Origin of the sequence: Yersinia artesiana, from assembly GCF_902726545.1 — a bacterium.
Lineage (GTDB): Bacteria > Pseudomonadota > Gammaproteobacteria > Enterobacterales > Enterobacteriaceae > Yersinia > Yersinia artesiana.
Genome location: NZ_CACVAD010000022.1, coordinates 25,738 through 50,226 on the forward strand (window position 1 = coordinate 25,738; position 24,489 = coordinate 50,226).

The window sequence follows — 24,489 nt, forward strand, 5'->3', positions numbered from 1 at the left end:
ACTCAAATTTCAACCAGTGGCGAAAAATGAATCAGCCTTTTTCTACCTGACTGAAATCCAACTCGACCGGAGTTGCACGGCCAAAAATGGAAACAGACACTTTCAAGCGACTCTTTTCGTAGTCCACTTCTTCAACAACACCGTTGAAGTCTGCAAACGGACCATCACTAACACGAACCAATTCGCCTGGCTCAAACAGTGTTTTAGGACGTGGTTTATCACCCACTTGTTGAAGACGATTCATAATCGCATCAACTTCTTTATCACTGATTGGTGCCGGACGATCGGATGTGCCACCGATAAAGCCCATTACACGTGGCACGCTACGTACTAAGTGCCAGCTGGCGTCGTTCATCACCATCTGAACCAGTACATAACCTGGGAAGAATTTACGCTCACTCTTACGACGTTGACCGCCACGAATTTCGACGACTTCTTCCGTTGGAACCATGACTTCGCCAAACAGCTCTTCCATGTCATGTAACTTGATATGCTCACGTAGCGATTGAGCTACGCGGCCTTCAAAACCGGAAAACGCCTGAACGACGTACCAACGCTTTTTTGGTGCTTCAGACATCTTAGAACCTCAGGCCAGTAATAAATGATACCAGGCGGACCAGAATACCATCTAGCCCCCATAGAATCAGTGACATTACAGCAGTTACCGCAGCAACGATTAACGTTGTGTGCAGCGTTTCCTGACGGGTAGGCCAAATCACTTTACGCACTTCCGTGCGTGCTTCACGAGCAAACGCTACAGTGGCTTTGCCTTTTGCCGTCATCAATGCAACAGCACCGGCAACAGCGATAATTACTACAACTGCCAACGCGCGCAGCGGCAGGCTGAAATCACGGTAATAATAATTACCCACTATAGCTGCAACTAACAGTACAGCAACGATTAGCCATTTAGCCGTTTCCAGGCCGCGTCCGCTCCCTGGAGCCTCGGTATTCGCACTCATAAACCAACCTGTCACTATGATTCAGAACAAACAACTTTGCTTCGCATCGCAAAGCAAACCAAGCCGAAGGATGCGCTAGAGACTCTCTAATCGGCACCACTCAGCACTATCCGCCGTACTTCCAGAGCCCATCTCACCAATAATTATGATGAAAAAACCACTGATGAGATAGGTTCTAGTATGACAACGTAGAAAAAGGGCATCAAATGATGCCCTTTTATCGCATGTCGCGTCAAATCTTATTCAATGACTTTAGCAACAACGCCAGCACCTACAGTACGACCGCCTTCACGAATTGCGAAGCGCAAGCCGTCATCCATTGCGATTGGAGCAATCAGGTTAACAATCATTTGAATGTTATCACCTGGCATCACCATCTCAACGCCTTCTGGCAGTTCAATAGTACCGGTTACATCAGTTGTACGGAAGTAGAACTGAGGACGGTAACCCTTGAAGAACGGAGTATGGCGACCACCTTCATCTTTGCTCAGAATATAAACTTCTGACTCAAATTTGGTGTGTGGCTTGATAGAACCTGGTTTAGCCAGAACTTGACCACGTTCGATCTCTTCACGTTTGATACCACGTAACAGAACACCCACGTTCTCACCGGCACGGCCTTCGTCCAGCAATTTGCGGAACATTTCAACGCCAGTACAAGTAGATTTAACCGTGTCTTTCAGGCCAACAATTTCGACTTCTTCGCCAACTTTAACGATACCGCGCTCTACACGACCCGTTACAACAGTACCACGGCCGGAGATAGAGAATACATCTTCGATCGGTAGCAGGAACGGCTTATCGATAGCACGCTCTGGTTCTGGGATGTAAGAATCCAGATAGCCAGCCAGTTCGATAATTTTTGCTTCCCACTCAGGTTCACCTTCCAGTGCTTTCAGAGCAGAACCACGAACAACCGGTGTATCATCGCCTGGGAAATCATAGGTAGACAGAAGGTCGCGCACTTCCATTTCTACCAGTTCCAGCAGCTCTTCATCATCAACCATGTCACATTTGTTCATGAATACGATGATGTAAGGAACGCCAACCTGACGACCCAACAGGATGTGCTCACGAGTCTGTGGCATAGGGCCATCAGTTGCAGCAACAACCAGGATAGCGCCATCCATCTGAGCAGCACCGGTGATCATGTTTTTTACGTAGTCGGCGTGCCCTGGGCAGTCAACGTGCGCATAGTGACGTGACGGGGTGTCATATTCAACATGAGACGTGTTGATGGTGATACCACGCGCCTTCTCTTCCGGAGCGTTGTCAATCTGGTCGAATGCACGAGCACTCCCGCCGTAGGTTTTAGCCAGAACGGTGGTGATTGCAGCAGTTAGGGTAGTTTTACCATGGTCAACGTGGCCGATAGTACCCACATTAACGTGCGGTTTTGTACGTTCAAACTTTTCTTTAGACATCGATTGTCCCTCTAAGACACGGAATCGGTGGTTTCACCACATCAACCAAGCGCATGCTTGCTGAATCCATAACACAGAAAGAAAATCAGGGGACGAGAGAATGAGAAGTGGTGCTGATAGGCAGATTCGAACTGCCGACCTCACCCTTACCAAGGGTGCGCTCTACCAACTGAGCCATATCAGCGCATCTTGGAGCGGGCAGTGGGAATCGAACCCACATCATCAGCTTGGAAGGCTGAGGTAATAGCCATTATACGATGCCCGCATCTTAGAACTCGGCTACCTGACTTAATCTGCAGAAACTTGAAAGGAAGGGCTTGGCCACTTCACTCTTCATCGAGAGCCTGGCTCTCGCCTTGAGTGTTGATTGGGGTTCGATATTCTGAATCACCCTGAGACTCAAGGTTAAATATGGTGGTGGGGAAGGATTATTCGTCACTTCGTTCCTCACCCTTCGGGTCGCCGCTGCGCGTCGCTGTCTCGCTACGCTCGGCTCGAACCTTGTCGAAGGTTTTCACCTTTCCCTGAGTACTTATTGAGATTCGTTTATCTGAATCACCTTACGACCCAAGGTTTAAATGGTGGTGGGGGAAGGATTCGAACCTTCGAAGTCGATGACGGCAGATTTACAGTCTGCTCCCTTTGGCCGCTCGGGAACCCCACCACTGGCCTATTCATTCTACAACATGGCTTAACAACAGTGTCTTGGTAAGCGGGGCGCATCATATCAAATGAAACGCCCCTGTAAAGACTTGAAATGAAAAAAATAATTTGTTCGGTGATTTTTTGTCCGTGGCGATGGTTATATCGGCAAAAAATATCGATTTGTTGCGTGCTTACAAAATAATAGTACGGTTACCGTAAACAAAAACGCGCTGTGCTAATACATGATACAGCGCACGACTCAGCACATTTTTTTCTACGTCTCGCCCGGCACGCATCATATCATCGGCGGTATATGAATGATCAATATGAATCACATCCTGCATGATGATCGGGCCTTCATCCAGGCTGTCATTGACATAATGCGCAGTAGCGCCAATGATTTTCACCCCACGTTCATAAGCTTGATGATATGGACGCGCGCCGATAAATGCCGGTAAGAATGAGTGGTGGATATTAATAATTTTATTAGGATAATTCCGAACAAAATTCTCTGTCAGTATGCGCATATATTTTGCCAGTACCACGTAATCAGGCTGATACGAATCAATTTGTGCCATTAAACGCGCGTCATGTTCTTCTCTGGGCAAACCCTCATGGCTAATAAGATGGAACGGTATATCAAAGCGTTCGACTAAACTTTGCAGGTCATTATGGTTGCTAACGACGGCTGCGATTTCAACATCCAGACCGCCGTAGGCGCTTTTCATCAATAAGTCGCCAAGGCAATGCGCTTCTTTCGTTACCATAATAACAATGCGACGACGCCCGGCAGCATGTAATTCGCGCTGAGTCCCTTCAGGCAATGCATCATCAAGATCAGCCAAGAGGGTAGTATCATTAAAAATACCCTCAAGTTCTGTGCGCATGAAAAACCGGCCGGTCAGATGATCGACGAATTCATTATTTTGCACGATATTCAGTTGGTGCTTGTAGCAGATATTGGTGATTTTTGCGATCAAGCCTTTGGCATCAGGGCAAATAGTGCGTAGCACTTTCTTTTGTATATTCTGGTGTGGCATAAGGTGGTAAATCCTGTCTTAGCATGACTTGATGTTATGTAAACGTTCGATGGTACGGTCAGTAATAGAACGATTCTACTGTTAGCGCCCGCAGCATTTCTTATATTTTTTTCCAGATCCACATGGGCAGGCATCATTTCTACCTACAGATGGCCGGATTCCGTCAATATAGTACCAGTGTTCTTTTATACGAAGGAAGCGGGAACGTTCATGCATTGCGCTAACCTGAGTGCTATTTGTATCTTTAAAACGGGCAATGAACTCAACAAAGGCCTCATTATCATGATCCCCAGCCATTTCAGCAATAACGGTTAATCCCTGCCATGTGGTATTACCAAAACTTTGAATAATTCCAGCGCGCCATTCTTCGGCGTGGCAATCGGGATGCCAGGTTGCGATGAGATAATCCACATTCTTTTTTACGTAGGCACTATAACGTGAACGCATCAATATGGCTGGTTTGGCCGCAACTTCGGTACCCAGAATATAAGGTTCACAACACCTTTGATATTCATGTGTGCTGCCGCAAGGACACTGTTCTGACAAAATTTCTCCAAATAATTACGATGCCGTGATAACCACTCGTTGCCTGTGAGCCGTCAATCAGAGCCGGGAAAATCAATTGTTGCGAATATGAGGGCTATCTTACCTAATCATGTGTTGAGGTTCAAAGCGGATGGTCTTGCAACCTGAGTATGGTGACGAAAAGATTTGTGACATTGCTCACAAAAATACTTGACCGGCGTTTCATTTCGGCGTAACTTTATAACTGTGATGTGTATCACATAAAAATAAAGATATTTACAGGAGCAACCCATGAAACTGATCAATAAAGTCATCGCAATGTTCGAAAAAATGAGCGTCTCATTTGGTACCATCAACGGTTAATCGTCTCGCTATTAACTCGTCAGTCTTCACAATATTCTGGACGTAATTCAGTTTGTGGGTAGGCGTGCTGTACCCATCAAGAAGAGGTCGGTACCTAGCTGCATAATATACAACAAACTGTTTTCCGAGTTTAATATTAGACGCTATTTTATCTTTTTATTTACGTCATCCTGAATATTAACTCTAAATAGCTACCATCATGGTGGCTATTTTGCTTTCTATTTGTTTTGAAAATAATAAAACTTAAAATCCATAATTAACTGTGTATCAACTTATGCATATGCCTTTTAACAGTTATTCAGATAACTGGAACTAACGATTTCATCATATACACACTTAATGGGTCATATTCATCGCGGCCAAATTGAGATGTTAATTCAAAACCTAATCCGTTGATATAACTTTATCGCATCAGGCTGACACACTCCCGTTTCCAGGTAAATATTCTTTAAATTTAATATATTAGCTTGGTGTGGTAGTGCGGTCATTAACCATGAAACAACCCCATATCCTCGATAATCCGAGCTGACAAAAACGCGCTTAACTTCAGGGTACGGCGTCTTGGGCATTGTCAGAATAGCGCATCCAATAATATTTTCTTCACATTTAGCAACATAAACGAATGTTTCTATCTGAGCCAAACTTTCGAGAGATTCCGCATGATGATTTCCACAGGGGTATAGTGCAGATTGATGCGCATCTAATTGAGTCATTAATGTAAGAAGCTCAGGAATAAATAGGTCGGCTTGGCAAATTTCAATATTCATAGTACCCCCTTTGGGCCGAAACCTATATCTTAGTCAGGAAATGTAAAACATTTGTATCAGAATGCCAGAAGTATGAATATTCACTATAGTCTTATAAGTAAGGCTGCAAAGAGAACGATATATACATCTTACTTCTTAACTACAGCCAAATTTATGTGAACTATATTGACAGTCTGTATGTGACATTACGTTATTTGATTTGTGAAGATGAGAAACAGTGCCAAATTGGGTTAGATATGGATGAAAAACAATGAGAAAAAGTAAAATTGGACTGGCACTGGGCGCTGGGGCTGCAAAAGGATGGGCGCACATTGGTGTCATTAACGCGCTGAAAAAGATGGGCGTCGAGATTGATGTTGTCGCTGGATGTTCAGTCGGCTCATTGGTCGGCGCCGCCTACGCGAGTGATCATCTGGATGCCATGGAGCGCTGGGTGCGTTCATTTAAATACTGGGATGTTATCCGTTTGATGGATTTTTCGTGGCGGCGCAGTGGATTATTACGCGGGGAACGGGTTTTTAATGCTGTAAACGAAATAATCGAAGTACAGGACATTGCCGATTGTGTATTACCTTTCGGATCTGTGGTGACAAATTTAACTACCGGGCGGGAGCTGTGGCTTACTGAGGGTGATATTAAGCAAGCAATCAGGGCATCATGCAGTATGCCCGGCCTATTCTCACCGGTATGGTTTGGAGGGTATTGGCTGGTTGATGGCGCAGTAGTTAACCCGGTTCCAATCTCTTTGGCCAGAGCAATGGGAGCAGATAGGGTTATTGCGGTTGATTTGCAGCATGATGCACATCTCATTCAGCAAGAAATTCTTTCCGCTCAAGCACCTCTTGAGGACAAACCTGCAGATATGCCGGATAGTTGGCGCGGGCGTTTAAGGGCACGAATAACGAACTTATCCTCTAACAACCCGACGAAGAATGCGCCCAGTGCCATGGAAATAATGTCTACTTCGATTCAAGTATTAGAAAACCGGTTGAAACGTAATCGCATGGCTGGCGATCCTCCTGATGTTCTCATTCAACCTTATTGTCCACAAATATCTATGTTGGATTTTCATCGTGCGGATGAAGCCATTGCTGCGGGGCAATTAGCCGTAGAGAAGTGTGAAGAACAATTATATCACCTGATCAGGCACCGATAGCACAAGTTGGTGTTTGTAAAACAGCGCATAACAATTTCTGACAAGCACAAACAATCATTTTGAGCCACTATTACCATTAAGGTTAGTAAGAGAAGCAGTGCATGGAAAAACCATTAGCAGGTAAAAATATTTTAGTCGTTGAGGATGAAACCGTTTTCCGCTCAGTTCTTGCGGGATTCTTAGAGTCACTCGGCGCGACAATTCACCAAGCAGAAAATGGGCAGGTAGCCCTGCAACAGCTAAAAATTCAGGTTCCTGACTTAATACTTTGCGATCTGGCGATGCCGGTGATGGGGGGGATAGAGTTTGTCGAGCGTCTACTGATTCAAGGGGTGAAGGTGCCAGTTTTAGTCATATCTGCCACCGATAAAATGACGGATATCGCTCAAGTCTTACGCCTGGGGGTAAAGGATGTTTTGCTGAAGCCGATTGGCGATCTAAATCGCTTACGTGAAGCTGTACTTGCTTGTCTTTACCCCGCATTGTTCACCTCACATGCCATTGAAGAAAATGAACTTATTCAAGATTGGGAGGCGTTGCGTAAGAACCCTTATGACGCCGCTCAGTTATTAAAACAGCTACAACCACCCGCCCAGCAAACGCTTGCACGTTGCCGTATAAATTATCGTCAATTAACCATGGTTGAGAAACCAGGGCTAGTATTGGATATTGCTGCGCTGTCAGACAAAGATTTAGCCTTTTACTGCCTGGATGTCACGCGGGCAGGAGATAACGGCATTTTGGCGGCGTTACTGTTAAGAGTGTTATTCAACGGGATCCTCCAGGAGCATTTGGCTCATCAACAACATCGTTTACCACAGATGTCATCTCTACTCGAACAATTGAACCAACTCTTAAGACGTACTCATTTGGAGGGCCAGTTTCCTTTGCTGGTGGGCTATTACCATGTCGAGTATCAAAATCTGATTCTTGTTTCTGCGGGTTTGCATGCCAATGTCAACGCCGGAAAAAATCAGATTCAACTGAGTAATGGTGTGCCTTTAGGTACGTTAAAAACCACTCATTTAAATCAAATTAGCCAACGTTGTGATGCATGGCAGTGCCAGGTTTGGGGGGGAGGTAGCCGTTTACGCTTGATGCTTTCAACTGATGAATAGGTTTTATTGTAAGTTAATGACTGAATAAAGTATTTGCTTAACTAATCTATTACCGCATTTGTTATCTGCAATGTCTATCCTAATACAAATGGTTCTATAACGAATCTGTGAAATAAGCCTAATTTGTTTCAATCGATGTGTGCAGCCGAGATGTCCTAATTATCGGTTGATATACTTTCTTCCTTACTTGTTTCTAAAGTTTTTCAACCTGCTTTATTGTTCGCAGGCAATAAGATGTGTCACCTCAGGCTAAATTAAGGTTAGTTCTTGATAATGGTCAGCAGCACGCTCCTTATTGAATATAAACTCGAGGACTGATCGAATGAAAGTTACGGTTTTTGGCATTGGTTATGTAGGGCTAGTCCAGGCTGCAGTCTTGGCAGAAGTTGGCCATGATGTTCTGTGCATAGATATTGATGAGAACAAAGTTGCTGACCTACAGAACGGCCGTATCGCTATTTTCGAACCTGGATTAGCGCCGTTGGTAAAAGAAAATTACGATGAGGGTAGACTCCGATTTTCTACGGATGCAGCAGAAGGGGTGAAGCATGGTGCTATTCAATTTATTGCCGTAGGTACTCCTCCTGATGAGGACGGTGCCGCAGATCTGCAATATGTCCTTGAAGTTGCCAGTACCATTGCTAACTATATGGATACTCCGAAAGTCATTATTGATAAATCAACCGTGCCTGTAGGGACTGCGGAAAAAGTGCAGCAAAGGATTCAAACTGTTCTACAGCAACGCGGGAAGCAAATAGCTTTCAATGTCGTTTCAAACCCTGAATTTCTAAAAGAAGGGGCAGCGGTTGCTGACTGCAAACGACCTGAGCGTATCGTTATCGGTATTGATACAGATGATAACAGCGTCATCGATTTAATTAGTGAACTATACGAACCATTTAATCGAAATCATGACCGGATGTTAATTATGGATATCCGTAGTGCTGAGCTGACGAAATATGCTGCAAATGGCATGTTGGCAACTAAAATCAGCTTTATGAATGAGATTGCTAATATCGCTGAATGTCTTGGGGCAGATATCGAAAAGGTGCGACAAGGTATTGGTTCTGATTCGCGCATTGGCTACCATTTTATTTACTCCGGTTGTGGCTATGGTGGCTCTTGTTTCCCCAAAGATATTCAGGCGTTAATTCGTACAGCTGAAAGTTGTGGCTATCAGCCACAACTGCTGCAGGCTGTCGAACGAGTCAATAATGAGCAGAAATTTAAATTGGTCGAATTTATTCAGCATCATTTTGATTCACAACTGGCTGGGAAAACATTGGCTCTCTGGGGATTAGCATTCAAACCCAATACAGATGATATGCGAGAGGCCCCAAGCCGTATTTTAATGGAGGCTTTGTGGAAAGCAGGGGTAACTATTCAAGCTTATGATCCAGAGGCGATGGATGAAGCACAGCGAATTTATGGTGCCAGAGATGACTTAAGATTAATGGGTACAAAGGAGTCAGCATTACAAGGTGCTGATGCTTTGATTATTTGTACCGAATGGCAGAGTTTTAGGGCGCCCGATTTTGATATGATCAAGTCTCGCCTCAAGCATCCGGTTATTTTTGATGGGCGTAATTTGTACGATCCCGAACGCTTAAATAGCCGAGGTTTTACTTATTACGGGATTGGTCGTGGTGATTCGATTAATCGTGCGCGTTAAGTGATAAAGATGGTTTTATGTGTTGGGTGCAAAATTAAATTAGTTTTTGTTTTGTCGCCAACTCTAATCCCCGCAGGATTCAGCCACCGTGGTTTGCCACTGAATTTACTTTATATCACAAAACAAGGGTGTCGATTTGGCTGTTATATCGATTATTGTATTGTTATAAATTAGCAGAGCATTCTTATCGACACTCGGTGATAGTGGTAACAGCACGTTATTTATTGGGAATGATATGTTCAGATTGACTGTTGTTTATCAATTTTGGGGATAGGATAATTCAGCGGGATGTCGTCAAGTTTTAGCTTTTTAAAACAGGGCAAAAAAATACCCCCCATATAATAGGAGGGTATTTTTATCACAACAGTTAATTAACTATCGCGATTACAGCAGGAAATCATCCAGTGATTTACCTTGCTCTTCAATGGCTTTCTTGATTACAGCTGGAGTACGGCCTTGGCCAGTCCAGGTTTTAACATCGCCATTTTCGTCTGTGTACTGATATTTAGCAGGGCGTGCAGCACGTTTTGATTTACCAGTAGCGGCTTTAGCAGCTGCCATGGTATTTAGCAGTTCATTTGGATCAATACCGTCGGCAATAAGCATTTCACGGTATTGCTGTAATTTACGTGTGCGTTCTTCGATCTCTGCTTGTGCCTGAGAGTCTTCTTCGCGGCGTTCGTTAACGACCACTTCGAGTTTCTCAAGCATTTCTTCTAAAGTTTCAAGAGTGCATTCACGTGCTTGTGCACGCAGAGTACGGATGTTGTTAAGAATCTTTAACGCTTCGCTCATTGTCCTGGTCTCAAATTATAATTGGTGGGGGGGCGTCTGGATAATAATAGAGTGCTATTTTAATTTCTGCAATAGCCAATTTGATTAGCATACTCGAATTTACGTATTTTATTAGTGAAAAGTTGCTGCTTGCTACTAATAAACGCAAGACTCTTGTTATTATCTGAGCTGTTTTTAACGTAAATCTTCGTTTTACTCGCTAATGATCCTACTCGCTAACATGATTCTCTCACTAAGTTATAAGTTTGCTTTATATCAATAAAGCAAAAATACGCTACTTCTCATGTTGAGGGGCACAATAACTGAACATACAAGCGCAGTGCGATATTGATATAGCCGCGATGACATATTGTGTAAAAAAAGAGGATTTTCAAGCTTTGTCAGATTGGGCAATATTTGTTATCACTATTTTACGAATTAATCATGAGAGCACATTACCCATATCATTAATGAACCAATCGTGCGGCCTACATATCAAACACTATTGCTTTCATATCGTTCTAACCTGGTTAATGTTCAAGCAGTAATCCTTTTAGTGTACCAATATTGTGAAATGAGTCATGTAATGCGCCTAATAATAGAGAAGCATTTAACATGATAGTTCTGTCAGTATCATTACTTAATATAGAAAACAGTAATATACGGGAAGCAGTCTCCCCCGCGAAAACTCTGAATTTATGATAAACTGCGTGCACATTGTCAATGTGACCATTTATTAGACCATTGGAGTTACGGGCCCATGGCTCAACTTTATTTTTATTATTCAGCAATGAATGCAGGCAAATCTACCGCGCTATTGCAGTCTTCTTATAACTACCAAGAGCGAGGTATGCGTACACTGGTGTTTACCGCCGAGATTGATAATCGCTTTGGGGTCGGCACGGTCAGTTCGCGTATTGGCCTGTCTTCGCAAGCTCTGCTTTACAATAGCGGCACATCATTATTATCTATTATCGCCGCGGAACATCAGGAAAAACCGGTTCATTGTATTTTACTTGATGAGTGCCAGTTTCTGACCAAAGATCAGGTTCAGGAATTGTGCCAGGTAGTAGATGAATTGCATATCCCTGTGCTGTGTTACGGCCTGCGCACTGATTTCCTTGGTGAGTTATTCCCTGGCAGTAAATACTTGTTGTCATGGGCTGATAAATTAGTCGAGCTAAAGACCATTTGTCATTGCGGGCGCAAAGCAAACATGGTGTTACGTTTGGATGCACAGGGTCGAGCAGTACACGATGGTGAACAAGTGGTCATTGGTGGGAATGAAAGCTACGTTTCGGTTTGTCGCCGCCATTATAAAGAAGCTATTAAAGCGGCTTGTCTCCAGCAATATCCTTAAATACCCCTAATTAGCAACAGAACACCTCACTGGCTGTTTTATTCATACTGTGGGGTAGTTTTGCCTTTTATGATATTAATGCCGAATAGAACCCTACAGCCCCATCGGTAGCGCTTATCTGCAGTGCAAGCATCTCTAAAGGTTATATTTTTGACTGAACACTTAAGTTAGCGTGCCCGCTGCACGTTCATTCCTTATTATCCCGCTGTAAATCGCCATTGACGGGGCAGTGCTAATTTATCTCGTGAGAGGTGTGATGAGGTAAGGGGAGAAATAAATCGCCGCTATGGTGCATTGAGGAGCCATACGTAAAGGTGATTGGTGAGGGGGGGAGATTGACTTGAATGATGCTATAAAAAGAAACCCCCAACGATTGTCGGGGGTTATATCTTTTTGTGAGTAACCTCATCCGTAGCTAAGGTTACTCACCAAGATAGAGATTACTTCTTAGCTTTTTTCTCAACTTTTGGTGCTGGAGCTGCTACAGCAACTTCTGCACGGTCAAGCTCTTCGCTAAATTCACGGCCGTAGTAAGTATCCATCAAGATCTGTTTCAGCTCAGAGATCAGTGGGTAACGTGGGTTAGCACCGGTACACTGGTCATCGAATGCATCTTCAGACAGTTTGTCTACTTTAGCCAGGAAGTCTGCTTCTTGCACGCCAGCTTCACGAATTGATGCCGGGATGCCCAAATCAGCTTTGATTTCATCTAACCAAGCCAGCAGTTTCTGGATTTTCTGTGCAGTACGGTCGCCCGGAGCACTCAGACCCAGATGGTCTGCAATTTCAGCATAACGACGGCGCGCTTGTGGGCGGTCATACTGGCTGAAAGCAGTCTGTTTGGTTGGGTTGTCGTTCGCGTTATAGCGAATAACGTTAGAAATCAACATGGCGTTTGCCAGGCCGTGTGGGATGTGGAACTCAGAACCCAGTTTATGGGCCATTGAGTGGCAGACACCCAAGAAGGCGTTAGCAAAAGCGATACCCGCAATGGTCGCGGCATTGTGAACACGTTCACGTGCAACCGGATTTTTTGCCCCTTCGTGATAACTGGCTGGCAAGAATTCTTTCAGCAGTTTCAGCGCTTGCAGAGCCTGACCGTCAGAGTATTCGTTTGCCAATACAGAAACATAGGCTTCCAGAGCATGGGTTACTGCGTCCAAACCACCGAAGGCACACAGTGACTTAGGCATATTCATAACCAGGTTGGCATCAACGATTGCCATATCTGGTGTCAATGCATAGTCAGCCAATGGATATTTCTGGCCAGTCGCATCGTCGGTCACAACGGCGAATGGTGTGACTTCTGAACCGGTACCTGATGTGGTGGTGACGGCGACCATTTTCGCTTTCACGCCCATTTTCGGGAACTTGTAAATACGTTTACGGATATCCATAAAGCGCAATGCCAGTTCTTCGAAATGAGTTTCAGGATGTTCGTACATCACCCACATGATTTTGGCAGCATCCATCGGTGAACCACCACCCAGCGCGATGATCACGTCTGGTTTGAAGGAGTTCATCTGCTCTGCACCTTTACGTACGATGCTCAGGGTAGGGTCTGCTTCAACTTCGAAGAAGACTTCAGTTTCAATACCGTGAGATTTTAGTACGCTGGTGATTTGATCGGCATAACCGTTGTTGAACAGGTAGCGGTCAGTCACGATGAAGGCACGTTTTGCACCGTCAGTTGCCACTTCTTCCAACGCGATAGGCAGGGAGCCACGGCGGAAGTAAATAGATTTCGGGAGTTTATGCCACAACATGTTTTCTGCTCGCTTAGCCACAGTTTTCTTGTTGATCAAGTGTTTCGGACCGACGTTTTCAGAGATGGAGTTACCACCCCAAGAACCGCAACCCAGCGTCAGAGATGGCGCTACTTTGAAGTTATACAGGTCACCGATACCACCATGAGAGGCAGGCGTGTTGATTAAGATTCGGGCGGTTTTCATTTTATCGCCGAAATACTTAACGCGCGCTGGCTGATTATCCTGGTCTGTATACAGGCAAGATGTATGGCCGATACCGCCCATTTCCACCAGTTTTTCTGCTTTTTCAACTGCGTCTTCGAAGCTCTTCGCACGATACATCGCCAAAGTAGGAGACAGTTTTTCGTGAGCGAATGGCTCTGATTCATCAACAACTTTAACTTCGCCGATAAGAATCTTGGTATTAGCAGGAACTTTGATGCCGGCCATTTCAGCAATTTTAGGTGCTGGCTGACCCACGATAGCCGCATTCAGGCCACCGTTTTTCAGGATGATATCCTGAACAGCTTTCAGTTCCTTACCTTGTAACAGATAACCACCGTGGGAAGCGAAACGCTCACGGACAGCATCATAAACTGAGTCAACCACAATGATTGACTGCTCTGACGCACAGATTACGCCGTTATCAAAGGTTTTAGACATCAAAATTGAGGCGACAACACGTTTGATATCTGCTGTTTCATCAACAACAACTGGCGTGTTACCTGCACCAACACCGATAGCTGGCTTACCTGAACTGTAAGCTGCTTTAACCATGCCTGGGCCACCGGTCGCCAGAATCAGGTTAATGTCTGGGTGATGCATCAGTTGGTTAGACAACTCAACTGTCGGCGCATCAATCCAACCAATAATATCTGCTGGCGCACCTGCGGCGATAGCGGCTTGCAGCACGATATCTGCGGCTTTATTGGTTGCGTCTTTTGCACGTGGATGTGGAGAGAATACGATACCGTTACGGGTCTTCAGGCTAATCAATGCTTTGAAGATAGCGGTAGAGGTTGGGTTAGTTGTTGGCACGATACCGCAAATCAAACCGATAGGTTCAGCGATAGTGATAGTACCAAAGGTTTTATCTTCTTCTAAAATGCCACAAGTCTTTTCATCTTTGTAAGCATTGTAAATGTATTCAGAAGCAAAGTGGTTTTTGATCACTTTGTCTTCCACAATACCCATGCCTGATTCTTCTACAGCTAATTTAGCCAGAGGAATACGGGCATCTGCTGCAGCCAGAGCTGCGGCACGGAAGATTTTATCAACCTGCTCTTGAGTGAAGTTGGCATACTCGCGCTGGGCTTTCTTGACGCGTGCTACTAGCTCGTTAAGTTCAGCGACATTCGTTACAGCCATAATGCTCTCCTGATAATGTTAAACTCTTTTAGTAAATGAGCTGTTGAAGCCTCTAGTATAGACAGGCTAAGCCGTGCTGTACTGTCAATTAGAGATAGTTTTTATAGCCTACTTTCTCATTGCTTACCGCTGATTTACTGAAAGAGCTTTAGGGTCACTAGGAATAAAGTGGGGGAAAACGGCCTATTTTCAACCCTGATACTCTATTTTCCAACAGAGTGACTTTCTACCACGGCTCTGAGCTTAACTATTCTTAGGTATGTTTTTCGTGATTTAAATCACAAAATCGTTAAGCTGACACCATTCAGCAATTATTAGTTGAGAGTAATTATCATTAGCGCAAATGAAACGATAAATCATGACGTTAAATCATCATTAACACCACAGGATATTAACAATAATAGTTATTTTAGCGGATAATAATTGACCATGCATAAATGCTGGTTTATTCCATGGATTCCTATGACTAATTCTATTACATTAGCGCGCACATCTACTGGGGGATGTCCTAAGGGTGATTTTCAGTGAAAAGAACTGTTTTGTCAGGCAGTTGGGTCGTGAAGATCTGAGCGGTACTGATGACATCATTATTTGCACTGCAAATTTACCTCGCTTAGCCGTAAGATGTGTTGTCTCGGGCATTTAGTTTAATGACCTGATATCTGTGATGTATTTACGAGCAATTTCGCGGAGTGATGTGTGAGTCAATCTCTGTTGGACCTTTCAGGTTACATCAAGTTTTTTGTTGGCTTATTTGCGCTGGTGAATCCGGTGGGTATTTTGCCGGTATTTATCAGTATGACCAGCTATCAGGCAGCGGCAGGGCGGGATAAAACTAACCTGACAGCCAACCTGTCAGTGGCGATTATTTTATGGATTTCTCTGTTCCTTGGCGATGCCATCCTGAAAATATTTGGTATTTCTATTGATTCATTCCGTATTGCTGGTGGGATCTTGGTGGTGAGTATTGCCATGTCAATGATCAGCGGCAAGCTTGGTGAAGATAAGCAGAACAAGCAGGAAAAAACAGAAACTGCGGTGCGCGAAAGTATTGGCGTCGTCCCATTGGCATTGCCCTTGATGGCCGGGCCGGGTGCGATTAGTTCAACTATCGTTTGGAGTTCTCGCTATCACAGTTGGCAGAACTTGCTGGGGTTAACTGTCGCGATTGCGCTTTTTGCATTCTGTTGTTGGTTATTGTTCCGGGCTGCACCGCTATTGGTGCGATTACTCGGTCAAACCGGTATTAACGTTATTACACGTATTATGGGTTTGTTGCTGATGGCATTGGGTATCGAATTCATAGTGACTGGTATCAAAGCTATTTTCCCTGGTTTGCTTTAACCTGCATTAGACTATTAATCAATAGCTCCCCGTTCATCACAGTTGAGAGGCCACCAGTCTATTACCGGTGGTCTTTTTCTTGCCATTAGCATGATATTCAAGTCATCAAGCGTTATTTTGGTGCAAATAATGAATGAACTTTAATCTATTGCACTCAAATGCTGCATTAATAGTTGCTCTGCACAAATAATTTGGCTTAAGGCCTATTTGTTCGCCTTTAATAAATAGCTGATTAACCTTCCGATTAAATTAAATACGCTATTTGTTGTTAAAATGCTCACATCATTCTGTGGGGCTTGTGCTGAATTTATCTAGATGTTATTAGTGATTACATTGCAATGAACAGGTGTTTATTCTGGTAACAGTAAAAATGTTAACTTTATGTTTCTTATTGCTGTTATTGAACATATTTTTTGATGTGAAGTTAAAAACGTTATTATATATAACCAATAAATTCAAAGCATTACATCTTGACTTGAATGCTAATACAGTGAGTTACTATCGTTATCACCTCATTAAAAAAGAGAATTGCTTAACATTTCTGTAAAAATTATTGGCGTCAGTTTTCGGCTTCTGTTAGTTTCCGGACACCTCTGCAACGAGAGATTTCTTGTTTTTTCAATGAAACTGACGCGTAATTTTTATTTTTGGAATAGTTATTGCTAGTCGTTGTTGGCGGCAGATTGACGCAAAACCTTGAGAAAAACATCACAAGTCTCATAAAAGGGCGGTTAGAAATGCAAATAAAGTTAAAACAGCGACCACTGGCAATAATTGGCACTATCTTGGGTTTGTCTTTTTCGGCTGGAACAATGGCAGCAGCGATTCCTCCGGGCGTAGAATTAGCGCTAGATCAGAGTATTACTATTAATAATGGTTCCGAAGTTGCCTCTTTAGACCCACATAAGGTCGAGGGCAATCCTGAAACCAATATTATTATGAATCTGCTGGAAGGGCTGGTGAGTAATGATGCTAATGGTCATATCATCCCAGCCGTTGCAAGTCACTGGGATAATGACGGCTATAAAGTCTGGACTTTCCATCTGCGTGATGACGCAGTGTGGAGTGATGGTACACCCGTTACGGCGCAGGATTTTGTTTATAGCTGGCAGCGTTTGGCCAATCCTAAAATAGGTTCTCCCTACGCCAGTTATTTGCAGTATGCGCAAATTGAGAATGTTGACGCGGTACTAAAAGGTGTCAAAAAGCCGGATGAGCTAGGGGTAAAAGCATTAGATGCCAAAACCTTACAAGTTACGCTGACCGAACCTGTCCCTTACTTTATTAGCATGTTATCACATACCTCAATGAAGCCGGTGAAGCGTGATATCGTTGAAAAATATGGTGATAAATGGACGCTGCCACAAAACTTTGTCGGTAATGGCGCTTATAAATTAAAAGACTGGGTGGTTAATGAGCGTATTGTGCTCGAACGCAGTCCGACTTATTGGAATAATAAAGAAACAGTCATCAATAAAGCGACTTTCTTGCCGATCAGTTCTGAAGTGAGTGATATTAATCGCTATCGTAGTGGTGAAATTGATATTACTAACAGCGCCATTCCTCCTAATCTGTTTGCCAAAATGAAAAAAGACCTGCCAGCACAGGTTCATGTCAGCCCATATCTTTGCACTTTTTATTACGAAATTAATAATGAAAAAGCGCCGTTCACTGATGCAAGAGTCAGGACAGCGATTAAGTTAACGCTCGATCGCGACATTATCGCCACCAAAATTATGGGGCAAGGGCAGATACCTGCTTATGGCTTTACCCCAACATTTACCGAGGGCGCAAATTTTGTTTTACCTGAATGGGCTAGTTGGCCACAGGAAAAACGGAATGCCGAGGCGAAGAAATTACTTGCTGAAGCCGGTTTTAATGCTGAAAACCCATTAAAGTTTAATTTGCTCTACAACACCTCAGATCAAAATAAACAACAAGCTATTGCGGCGGCATCCATGTGGCAAAAAAATCTCGGTGCTACTGTTACCTTGCAGAATCAGGAATGGAAAACATCATTAGAAAGTCGCCATCAGGGCCAGTTTGATGTTGCCAGAGCAACCTGGTGTGGCGATTACAACGAACCAACAGCATTCCTCAATATGTTGCTATCAGATAGCAGCAATAATACCTTCTTCTATAAAAACCCAGAGTTTGATGCGTTATTAGCCAAAACGTTGGCAGCACCTGATGTCAAAGCACGTACCGCTTTGTACCAACAAGCAGAGAATTTATTGGACAAAGATTCAGCGATGGTGCCGGTATATTACCGTGTCAGTGTGCGGCTTATTAGGCCTACCGTGGGTGGATATAGCGGTAAAGATCCACAAGATTTGATTGATTTAAAAAATCTTTATATTCGTCAGTTACAGTAGTGAAAAAGTGGTTAGCAGTAAGAAGTCGTGTCATAAAGTATTTAGGAAAACAAACAGGGTAGTAGGGATGTATAACACAGTACGAATTTTCGTCTGATGTTAATACATATAGGGTATTACATGGCCGGATTCGTTCCCCGTGCGATGTAATTGACAAATACCTTTTAAAGGTGAAGCTCGCCTGACGATAGGGCGATGCAATAATAAAAACTGGAGTAGATATAAGCATGACCAACATCACGAAAAAAAGTCTCCTGGCCGCAGGCATTGTGGCTGCCTTGGGAATGACGGTTGTAGGCAATACTTTTGCAGCCAATGTACCCGCAGGCGTACAACTGGCGGAGAAGCAAGTTTTAGTTCGCAATAATGGTTCCGAGCCTCAGTCATTAGACCCACATAAAATCGAAGGTGTACCTGAATCAAATATCTCTCGTGATCTGTTAGAAGGGTTGGTTATTAATGATCCTAACGGCAAGATCCTGCCCGGTGCAGCGGAAAGCTGGGACAATAAAGACTTTAAAGTATGGACTTTCCATATTCGTAAAGATGCTAAATGGTCAAATGGTGACCCTGTAACGGCACAAGATTTTGTTTATAGCTGGCAGCGTCTGGCTGATCCTAAAACTGTTTCTCCTTATGCAAGCTATGTGCAATATGCGCATATCGCTAATATCGACGATATTATCACCGGTAAAAAATCACCTGATACCTTGGGTGTAAAAGCTCTGGATGACCATACTTTAGAAGTGACGTTGAGTGAGCCGGTTCCTTATTTGGAAAAATTGTTAGCTCATCCTTCTATGTCTCCAGTGAACAAAACAGTTATTGAGAAGTTTGGCGACAAGTGGACGCAACCACAAAACTTTGTCGGTAACGGCGCTTATAAGTTGAAAGATTGGGTCGTTAACGAACGTATCGTATTAGAGCGCAGCCCAACCTATTGGGATAATGCGAAGACCGTTATTAATCAAGTTACATACCTGCCAATCTCTTCTGAAGTGACTGATGTTAACCGCTATCGCAGCGGTGAAATCGACATGACCTATAACAACATGCCGATCGAATTATTCCAGAAACTGAAAAAAGAGATCCCACAAGAAGTGCATGTTGACCCCTATCTGTGCACCTATTACTACGAAATCAACAACCAAAAAGCGCCATTCACTGATGCCCGTGTCCGTGAAGCCCTGAAACTGGGTATGGATCGCGACATCATTGTTAACAAAGTGAAAAACCAGGGTGATTTACCGGCTTATGGTTTCACTCCGCCATACACCAGTGGTGCCGAGTTGACACCGCCAGAATGGTTCAGTTGGACACAAGAAAAACGTAATGAAGTGGCTAAAAAGTTGCTGGCTGAAGCCGGTTACACTAAAGATAAACCACTAACATTCAACCTGTTATACAACACCTCTGACCTGCATAAGAAACTGGCCATCGCGGCGGCATCTATCTGGAAGAAAAACCTGGGTGTTGACGTTAAGCTGGAAAACCAAGAGTGGAAAACCTTCCTGGATACCCGCCATCAAGGGACTTTCGATGTCGCTCGTGCCGGCTGGTGTGCTGACTATAACGAACCTTCTTCATTCCTGAACATGATGCTATCTGATAGCAGCAACAACACCGTGCATTATAAGAGCCCGGCGTTTGATAAGCTGATTGGCGATACGCTGAAAGTTCAAACCGAGAAAGAGCGCGCTGGCTTGTACCAACAAGCTGAAGTCCTGTTGGATAAAGACTCTGCAATTGTACCGTTGTTCTATTACGTGAATGCCCGTTTAGTGAAACCTTATGTCGGTGGTTATACCGGTAAAGATCCACTGGATAATATGCACGTTAAAGATCTTTATATTATCAAGCACTAATATCTTAAGGGCAGCCGCTTAATTTGCGTGCTGCCCTTATTGCTTGATAATTCAAAAAGGCTAAAGGTACAGGCAATGTTAAAATTTATTCTACGCCGCTGTCTGGAAGCAATTCCGACACTTTTTATTTTGATCACCATCTCATTCTTCATGATGCGTCTCGCCCCAGGCAGCCCATTCACTGGCGAACGTAATCTTCCACCCGAAGTGATGGCGAATATTGAGGCAAAATATCACCTCAATGATCCAGTTTATAAACAGTATTTCAATTACTTGGGTCAACTGGCACAAGGTGATCTTGGGCCTTCATTCAAATACAAAGACTACACGGTCAATGAGTTGGTCTCAGCGTCGTTTCCAGTTTCAGCAAAACTGGGGCTTGCGGCATTCCTACTGGCGGTAATTTTAGGCGTCAGTGCCGGAGTTATTGCTGCGCTGAACCAAAATACCAAGTGGGATTATACCGTCATGGGGTTTGCCATGACCGGGGTGGTTATTCCGAGCTTTGTTGTGGCACCCTTATTAGTGCTGGTTTTCGCCATTATATTAAAATGGCTGCCGGGTGGTGGTTGGAATGGTGGTGCACCGAAATTTATTATTTTGCCGATGGTGGCGCTGTCATTGGCTTATATCGCCAGTATTGCGCGTATTACCCGTGGCTCCATGATTGAAGTGCTGCATTCCAACTTTATTCGTACTGCGCGGGCCAAGGGTTTGCCACTGCGAACGATTGTATTACGTCACGCATTAAAGCCTGCGTTGTTACCTGTTTTATCCTATATGGGGCCAGCATTTGTTGGCATTATCACCGGCTCAATGGTTATTGAAACCATCTTTGGTTTGCCGGGTATTGGACAGCTGTTTGTCAACGGAGCGTTAAATCGCGATTACTCATTGGTCCTGAGTCTGACCATTTTGGTAGGCGCATTAACCATTTTATTCAATGCGATTGTTGACGTGTTATATGCCGTTATCGATCCGAAAATCCGTTACTAGCACTGGAGCACGCCAATTATGTTGAGCAAGAAAAATAGCGAAGCTCTGGAAGTTTTCAGTGAAAAACTGGAAGTTGAAGGGCGTAGCCTTTGGCAGGATGCCCGCCGCCGCTTTGTTCATAACCGCGCGGCGATCACCAGTTTGGTGATCCTGATGTTAATTACTTTATTTGTTATTTTTGCCCCGATGTTGGCGCAGTTTTCCTATGCCGATACTGACTGGGGCATGATGTCAGCAGCACCCGATATTGAATCCGGACACTACTTTGGTACTGATTCATCTGGCCGTGACTTATTGGTGCGCGTGGCAATTGGTGGCCGCATCTCATTGATGGTCGGTGTTGCCGCAGCCTTGGTCGCTGTGGTGGTTGGCACCTTATATGGGTCGTTATCAGGCTATCTGGGTGGGAAAATTGACTCACTAATGATGCGTTTGTTGGAAATCCTTAACTCATTCCCCTTCATGTTCTTCGTCATTTTGCTGGTGACTTTCTTTGGTCAGAATATTTTACTGATATTTGTCGCAATCGGTATGGTGTCCTGGCTGGATATGGCGCGTATTGTGCGTGGGCAGACATTAAGTCTGAAACGCAAAGAGTTCATCGAAGCTGCGTTGGTGGGCGGTGTTTCCACGCGTAATATTGTGTTGCGCCATATCGTACCAAACGTATTGGGCGTGGTGGTGGTATACGCCTCGTTGCTGGTTCCTAGCATGATTTTGTTTGAATCATTCCTGAGCTTCTTAGGGTTAGGGACGCAAGAGCCGCTGAGCAGTTGGGGCGCATTACTCAGTGATGGTGCCAACTCGATGGAAGTTTCTCCCTGGTTATTGATGTTTCCTGCCGGTTTCTTGGTGGTCACACTGTTTTGTTTCAACTTTATCGGCGATGGCTTACGTGATGCCCTCGACCCGAAAGATCGCTGAGGAGTAGCACTATGACGACTATTGATAATCAGTCTGCTGTTCAGCAAAACGTTCTGTTGGATGTCAAAGACTTGACCGTCACATTCGGCACACCCGACGGTGATGTGACTGCGGTAAACGCGCTTAATTTTGACCTACGCGCCGGTGAAACGCTGGGTATTGTGGGCGAGTCAGGTTCAGGTAAATCCCAAACAGCATTTGCATTGATGGGGCTGCTGGCCAGTAATGGTCGGATCGGGGGTTCGGCGAAGTTTAATGGCCGTGAGATCCTGAATTTACCCGAAAAGCAGTTGAACCGCTTACGGGCAGAAGAGATCTCGATGATCTTTCAGGACCCAATGACCTCCCTGAATCCTTATATGCGCGTGGGTGAGCAGCTTATGGAAGTGCTGCAATTGCATAAAAAGATGAGTAAGAGCGAGGCGTTTGAAGAGTCAATTCGCATGCTTGATGCGGTAAAAATGCCTGAAGCGCGGAAGCGTATGCGTATGTATCCGCATGAATTTTCAGGAGGAATGCGTCAGCGCGTGATGATAGCGATGGCGTTGCTGTGCCGTCCTAAGTTGTTGATTGCGGATGAACCGACAACAGCACTGGATGTGACGGTTCAGGCTCAAATCATGACGTTGCTGAATGAACTTAAGAATGAGTTCAATACGGCGATCATTATGATTACCCATGACCTTGGGGTGGTCGCCGGTATTTGTAATAAAGTTCTGGTGATGTATGCGGGTCGAACGATGGAATATGGTCAGGCGCGGGATGTGTTTTATCACCCAAGTCACCCTTATTCTATTGGTCTACTAAATGCAGTTCCTCGTCTTGATGCTGAAGGCGAATCTCTCATGACTATTCCGGGTAATCCACCCAATTTACTGCGCTTGCCGAAAGGGTGCCCATTCCAGCCTCGTTGCCAGTATGCAATGGAGAGCTGTAGCACCGCTCCAGCATTAGAGCATTTTGGTGATGGCCGTTTACGTGCCTGCTACAAGCCAGTAGGGGAATTAGTATGAATGCCATGACAGATAAAAAAGTATTGTTAGAAGTGGCTGATCTGAAAGTCCATTTTGATATTCAGGATGGCAAACAGTGGTTTTGGCAGCCGTCAAAAACCCTCAAAGCTGTCGATGGCGTTACCTTACGTTTGTACGAAGGTGAAACCTTAGGCGTAGTGGGTGAGTCTGGTTGCGGTAAATCAACGTTTGCCCGCGCTATTATTGGTTTGGTGAAAGCGACTGGCGGCAGTGTGGCATGGTTAGGTAAAGATTTACTTAACATGAGTGATGCGCAGTGGCGTGAGACGCGCAGCGATATTCAGATGATATTCCAGGACCCACTGGCATCATTAAATCCGCGAATGACTATCGGTGAAATCATTGCTGAACCACTGCGGACTTATCATCCCAAAATGCCGCGTCAGGAAGTTAAAGATAAAGTCAAAGCCATGATGCTGAAGGTGGGTTTACTGCCTAACTTAATCAACCGCTATCCTCATGAATTTTCAGGTGGTCAGTGCCAGCGTATTGGTATTGCTCGCGCGTTGATCCTTGAGCCGAAACTGGTTATTTGCGATGAGCCGGTATCAGCACTGGATGTATCAATTCAGGCGCAAGTGGTAAACCTGTTACAGCAATTGCAGCGTGAAATGGGGCTGTCACTGATTTTTATCGCGCATGATCTGGCGGTGGTAAAACATATTTCTGACCGGGTATTAGTGATGTATCTGGGGCATGCGGTAGAGCTTGGTACTTATGATGAAGTTTACCATAATCCTCAGCATCCCTACACCAAAGCATTGATGTCGGCCGTTCCTATCCCTGACCCAGATAAAGAAAGAGCGAAAGTGATTCAGTTGCTTGAGGGGGAGTTACCGTCACCGATTAATCCGCCATCGGGCTGCGTTTTTCGTACTCGCTGCCCCATCGCCGGGCCGGAATGTGCCAAAACCCGCCCATTATTGGAGGGCAGCTTCCGCCACGCGGTTTCTTGTCTGAAAGTAGACCCGCTATAATATTGATCGCCTGATAGCAAAAATCCCCGCCAAAATAGAGAAGCGGGGATTT

Annotated in this window: 19 protein-coding genes, 3 tRNA genes and 1 other RNA gene; 11 read left to right on the forward strand and 12 right to left on the reverse strand. The window is 44.5% G+C overall.

Features of this window, described 5'->3' with window-relative positions; genetic code table 11:
- Positions 1 to 31 precede the first annotated feature (31 nt).
- The 10 genes from nusG to HU019_RS09440 all read right to left on the reverse strand — a co-directional run bounded on the left by nusG (position 32) and on the right by HU019_RS09440 (position 5,726).
- Complete coding sequence (gene nusG / locus HU019_RS09395; protein WP_002210671.1) at positions 32 to 577, reverse strand: transcription termination/antitermination protein NusG; 546 nt, start codon at positions 575 to 577, stop codon at positions 32 to 34.
- A 1-nt stretch (position 578) separates the two neighbouring features.
- Positions 579 to 962: a preprotein translocase subunit SecE gene (gene secE / locus HU019_RS09400; RefSeq protein ID WP_004704671.1), complete on the reverse strand. Its 384-nt coding sequence runs from the start codon at positions 960 to 962 to the stop codon at positions 579 to 581.
- Between the two features lie 239 nt (positions 963 to 1,201).
- On the reverse strand, positions 1,202 to 2,386 hold the full coding sequence (tuf, locus tag HU019_RS09405; protein WP_004704670.1) for an elongation factor Tu: 1,185 nt from the start codon (positions 2,384 to 2,386) through the stop codon (positions 1,202 to 1,204).
- Between the two features lie 108 nt (positions 2,387 to 2,494).
- A tRNA-Thr gene (locus HU019_RS09410) sits at positions 2,495 to 2,570 on the reverse strand.
- A gap of 6 nt (positions 2,571 to 2,576) precedes the next feature.
- Positions 2,577 to 2,651 (reverse strand) — tRNA-Gly (locus HU019_RS09415).
- A 147-nt stretch (positions 2,652 to 2,798) separates the two neighbouring features.
- A non-coding RNA gene (locus tag HU019_RS09420) (RtT sRNA) lies at positions 2,799 to 2,925 on the reverse strand.
- A 40-nt stretch (positions 2,926 to 2,965) separates the two neighbouring features.
- Positions 2,966 to 3,050: transfer RNA gene (locus tag HU019_RS09425), tRNA-Tyr, on the reverse strand.
- Positions 3,051 to 3,222: 172 nt separating this feature from the next.
- Positions 3,223 to 4,071, reverse strand: a complete 849-nt coding sequence (purU, locus tag HU019_RS09430) for a formyltetrahydrofolate deformylase (protein WP_174849600.1) — start codon at positions 4,069 to 4,071, stop codon at positions 3,223 to 3,225.
- Between the two features lie 81 nt (positions 4,072 to 4,152).
- Positions 4,153 to 4,617 carry a YchJ family protein gene (locus tag HU019_RS09435; protein WP_174849601.1) on the reverse strand — a complete coding sequence of 155 codons (465 nt, stop codon included), beginning with the start codon at positions 4,615 to 4,617 and terminating at the stop codon, positions 4,153 to 4,155.
- 719 nt (positions 4,618 to 5,336) lie between these two features.
- Positions 5,337 to 5,726 (reverse strand): GNAT family N-acetyltransferase, encoded by a 390-nt coding sequence (locus HU019_RS09440; RefSeq protein ID WP_320407014.1) that lies wholly within the window; start codon positions 5,724 to 5,726, stop codon positions 5,337 to 5,339.
- 250 nt (positions 5,727 to 5,976) lie between these two features.
- Between HU019_RS09440 and rssA the strand changes: the two genes are divergently transcribed.
- The 3 genes from rssA (at position 5,977) to HU019_RS09455 (ending at position 9,672) form a co-directional block, all read left to right on the forward strand.
- Positions 5,977 to 6,882: a patatin-like phospholipase RssA gene (rssA, locus tag HU019_RS09445; protein WP_174849602.1), complete on the forward strand. Its 906-nt coding sequence runs from the start codon at positions 5,977 to 5,979 to the stop codon at positions 6,880 to 6,882.
- Between the two features lie 101 nt (positions 6,883 to 6,983).
- Positions 6,984 to 8,000: a two-component system response regulator RssB gene (rssB, locus tag HU019_RS09450; RefSeq protein ID WP_174849603.1), complete on the forward strand. Its 1,017-nt coding sequence runs from the start codon at positions 6,984 to 6,986 to the stop codon at positions 7,998 to 8,000.
- A gap of 322 nt (positions 8,001 to 8,322) precedes the next feature.
- Complete coding sequence (locus HU019_RS09455; RefSeq protein ID WP_174849604.1) at positions 8,323 to 9,672, forward strand: UDP-glucose dehydrogenase family protein; 1,350 nt, start codon at positions 8,323 to 8,325, stop codon at positions 9,670 to 9,672.
- Between the two features lie 384 nt (positions 9,673 to 10,056).
- On the opposite strand, the gene hns is transcribed toward HU019_RS09455, so the two are convergent.
- Positions 10,057 to 10,467, reverse strand: a complete 411-nt coding sequence (hns, locus tag HU019_RS09460; protein WP_004708400.1) for a histone-like nucleoid-structuring protein H-NS — start codon at positions 10,465 to 10,467, stop codon at positions 10,057 to 10,059.
- A 739-nt stretch (positions 10,468 to 11,206) separates the two neighbouring features.
- Between hns and HU019_RS09465 the strand changes: the two genes are divergently transcribed.
- Positions 11,207 to 11,806 (forward strand): thymidine kinase, encoded by a 600-nt coding sequence (locus tag HU019_RS09465; protein ID WP_174849605.1) that lies wholly within the window; start codon positions 11,207 to 11,209, stop codon positions 11,804 to 11,806.
- Positions 11,807 to 12,246: 440 nt separating this feature from the next.
- Here HU019_RS09465 and adhE read toward each other — a convergent pair whose 3' ends face one another.
- Positions 12,247 to 14,922, reverse strand: coding sequence for a bifunctional acetaldehyde-CoA/alcohol dehydrogenase (gene adhE, locus HU019_RS09470; RefSeq protein ID WP_174849606.1), 2,676 nt, complete (start codon positions 14,920 to 14,922; stop codon positions 12,247 to 12,249).
- Between the two features lie 699 nt (positions 14,923 to 15,621).
- On the opposite strand from adhE, the gene HU019_RS09475 reads away from it, so the two are divergent.
- The 7 genes from HU019_RS09475 to oppF all read left to right on the forward strand — a co-directional run bounded on the left by HU019_RS09475 (position 15,622) and on the right by oppF (position 24,437).
- Entirely contained in the window at positions 15,622 to 16,266 is a 645-nt protein-coding gene (locus HU019_RS09475; RefSeq protein ID WP_004708395.1) for a YchE family NAAT transporter, read from the forward strand.
- A gap of 737 nt (positions 16,267 to 17,003) precedes the next feature.
- The gene (locus tag HU019_RS09480) at positions 17,004 to 18,641 is read left to right on the forward strand and encodes an ABC transporter substrate-binding protein (protein ID WP_174849607.1); all 1,638 of its coding nucleotides are present in this window, start codon (positions 17,004 to 17,006) and stop codon (positions 18,639 to 18,641) included.
- A gap of 227 nt (positions 18,642 to 18,868) precedes the next feature.
- Entirely contained in the window at positions 18,869 to 20,506 is a 1,638-nt protein-coding gene (gene oppA / locus HU019_RS09485) for an oligopeptide ABC transporter substrate-binding protein OppA (protein ID WP_077174771.1), read from the forward strand.
- Between the two features lie 75 nt (positions 20,507 to 20,581).
- Complete coding sequence (oppB, locus tag HU019_RS09490; protein WP_005164166.1) at positions 20,582 to 21,502, forward strand: oligopeptide ABC transporter permease OppB; 921 nt, start codon at positions 20,582 to 20,584, stop codon at positions 21,500 to 21,502.
- 15 nt (positions 21,503 to 21,517) lie between these two features.
- A complete protein-coding gene (gene oppC / locus HU019_RS09495; RefSeq protein WP_174849632.1) occupies positions 21,518 to 22,426 on the forward strand; it encodes an oligopeptide ABC transporter permease OppC in 909 nt (302 codons plus the stop codon).
- Between the two features lie 11 nt (positions 22,427 to 22,437).
- Positions 22,438 to 23,439 (forward strand): ABC transporter ATP-binding protein, encoded by a 1,002-nt coding sequence (oppD, locus tag HU019_RS09500; protein WP_005164169.1) that lies wholly within the window; start codon positions 22,438 to 22,440, stop codon positions 23,437 to 23,439.
- The gene (oppF, locus tag HU019_RS09505; RefSeq protein ID WP_174849608.1) at positions 23,436 to 24,437 is read left to right on the forward strand and encodes a murein tripeptide/oligopeptide ABC transporter ATP binding protein OppF; all 1,002 of its coding nucleotides are present in this window, start codon (positions 23,436 to 23,438) and stop codon (positions 24,435 to 24,437) included. The genes oppD and oppF overlap by 4 nt, the downstream gene beginning before the upstream one ends.
- Positions 24,438 to 24,489: the final 52 nt, after the last annotated feature.

Bases quoted from the DNA above. Each gene is read 5' to 3' on its own strand.
- nusG (WP_002210671.1), bottom strand. From the start codon at position 577: ATGTCTGAAGCACCAAAAAAGCGTTGGTACGTCGTTCAGGCGTTTTCC.
- secE (WP_004704671.1), bottom strand. From the start codon at position 962: ATGAGTGCGAATACCGAGGCTCCAGGGAGCGGACGCGGCCTGGAAACG.
- tuf (WP_004704670.1), bottom strand. From the start codon at position 2,386: ATGTCTAAAGAAAAGTTTGAACGTACAAAACCGCACGTTAATGTGGGT.
- purU (WP_174849600.1), bottom strand. From the start codon at position 4,071: ATGCCACACCAGAATATACAAAAGAAAGTGCTACGCACTATTTGCCCT.
- HU019_RS09440 (WP_320407014.1), bottom strand. From the start codon at position 5,726: ATGAATATTGAAATTTGCCAAGCCGACCTATTTATTCCTGAGCTTCTT.
- rssA (WP_174849602.1), top strand. From the start codon at position 5,977: ATGAGAAAAAGTAAAATTGGACTGGCACTGGGCGCTGGGGCTGCAAAA.
- rssB (WP_174849603.1), top strand. From the start codon at position 6,984: ATGGAAAAACCATTAGCAGGTAAAAATATTTTAGTCGTTGAGGATGAA.
- HU019_RS09455 (WP_174849604.1), top strand. From the start codon at position 8,323: ATGAAAGTTACGGTTTTTGGCATTGGTTATGTAGGGCTAGTCCAGGCT.
- hns (WP_004708400.1), bottom strand. From the start codon at position 10,467: ATGAGCGAAGCGTTAAAGATTCTTAACAACATCCGTACTCTGCGTGCA.
- HU019_RS09465 (WP_174849605.1), top strand. From the start codon at position 11,207: ATGGCTCAACTTTATTTTTATTATTCAGCAATGAATGCAGGCAAATCT.
- adhE (WP_174849606.1), bottom strand. From the start codon at position 14,922: ATGGCTGTAACGAATGTCGCTGAACTTAACGAGCTAGTAGCACGCGTC.
- HU019_RS09480 (WP_174849607.1), top strand. From the start codon at position 17,004: ATGCAAATAAAGTTAAAACAGCGACCACTGGCAATAATTGGCACTATC.
- oppA (WP_077174771.1), top strand. From the start codon at position 18,869: ATGACCAACATCACGAAAAAAAGTCTCCTGGCCGCAGGCATTGTGGCT.
- oppB (WP_005164166.1), top strand. From the start codon at position 20,582: ATGTTAAAATTTATTCTACGCCGCTGTCTGGAAGCAATTCCGACACTT.
- oppD (WP_005164169.1), top strand. From the start codon at position 22,438: ATGACGACTATTGATAATCAGTCTGCTGTTCAGCAAAACGTTCTGTTG.
- oppF (WP_174849608.1), top strand. From the start codon at position 23,436: ATGAATGCCATGACAGATAAAAAAGTATTGTTAGAAGTGGCTGATCTG.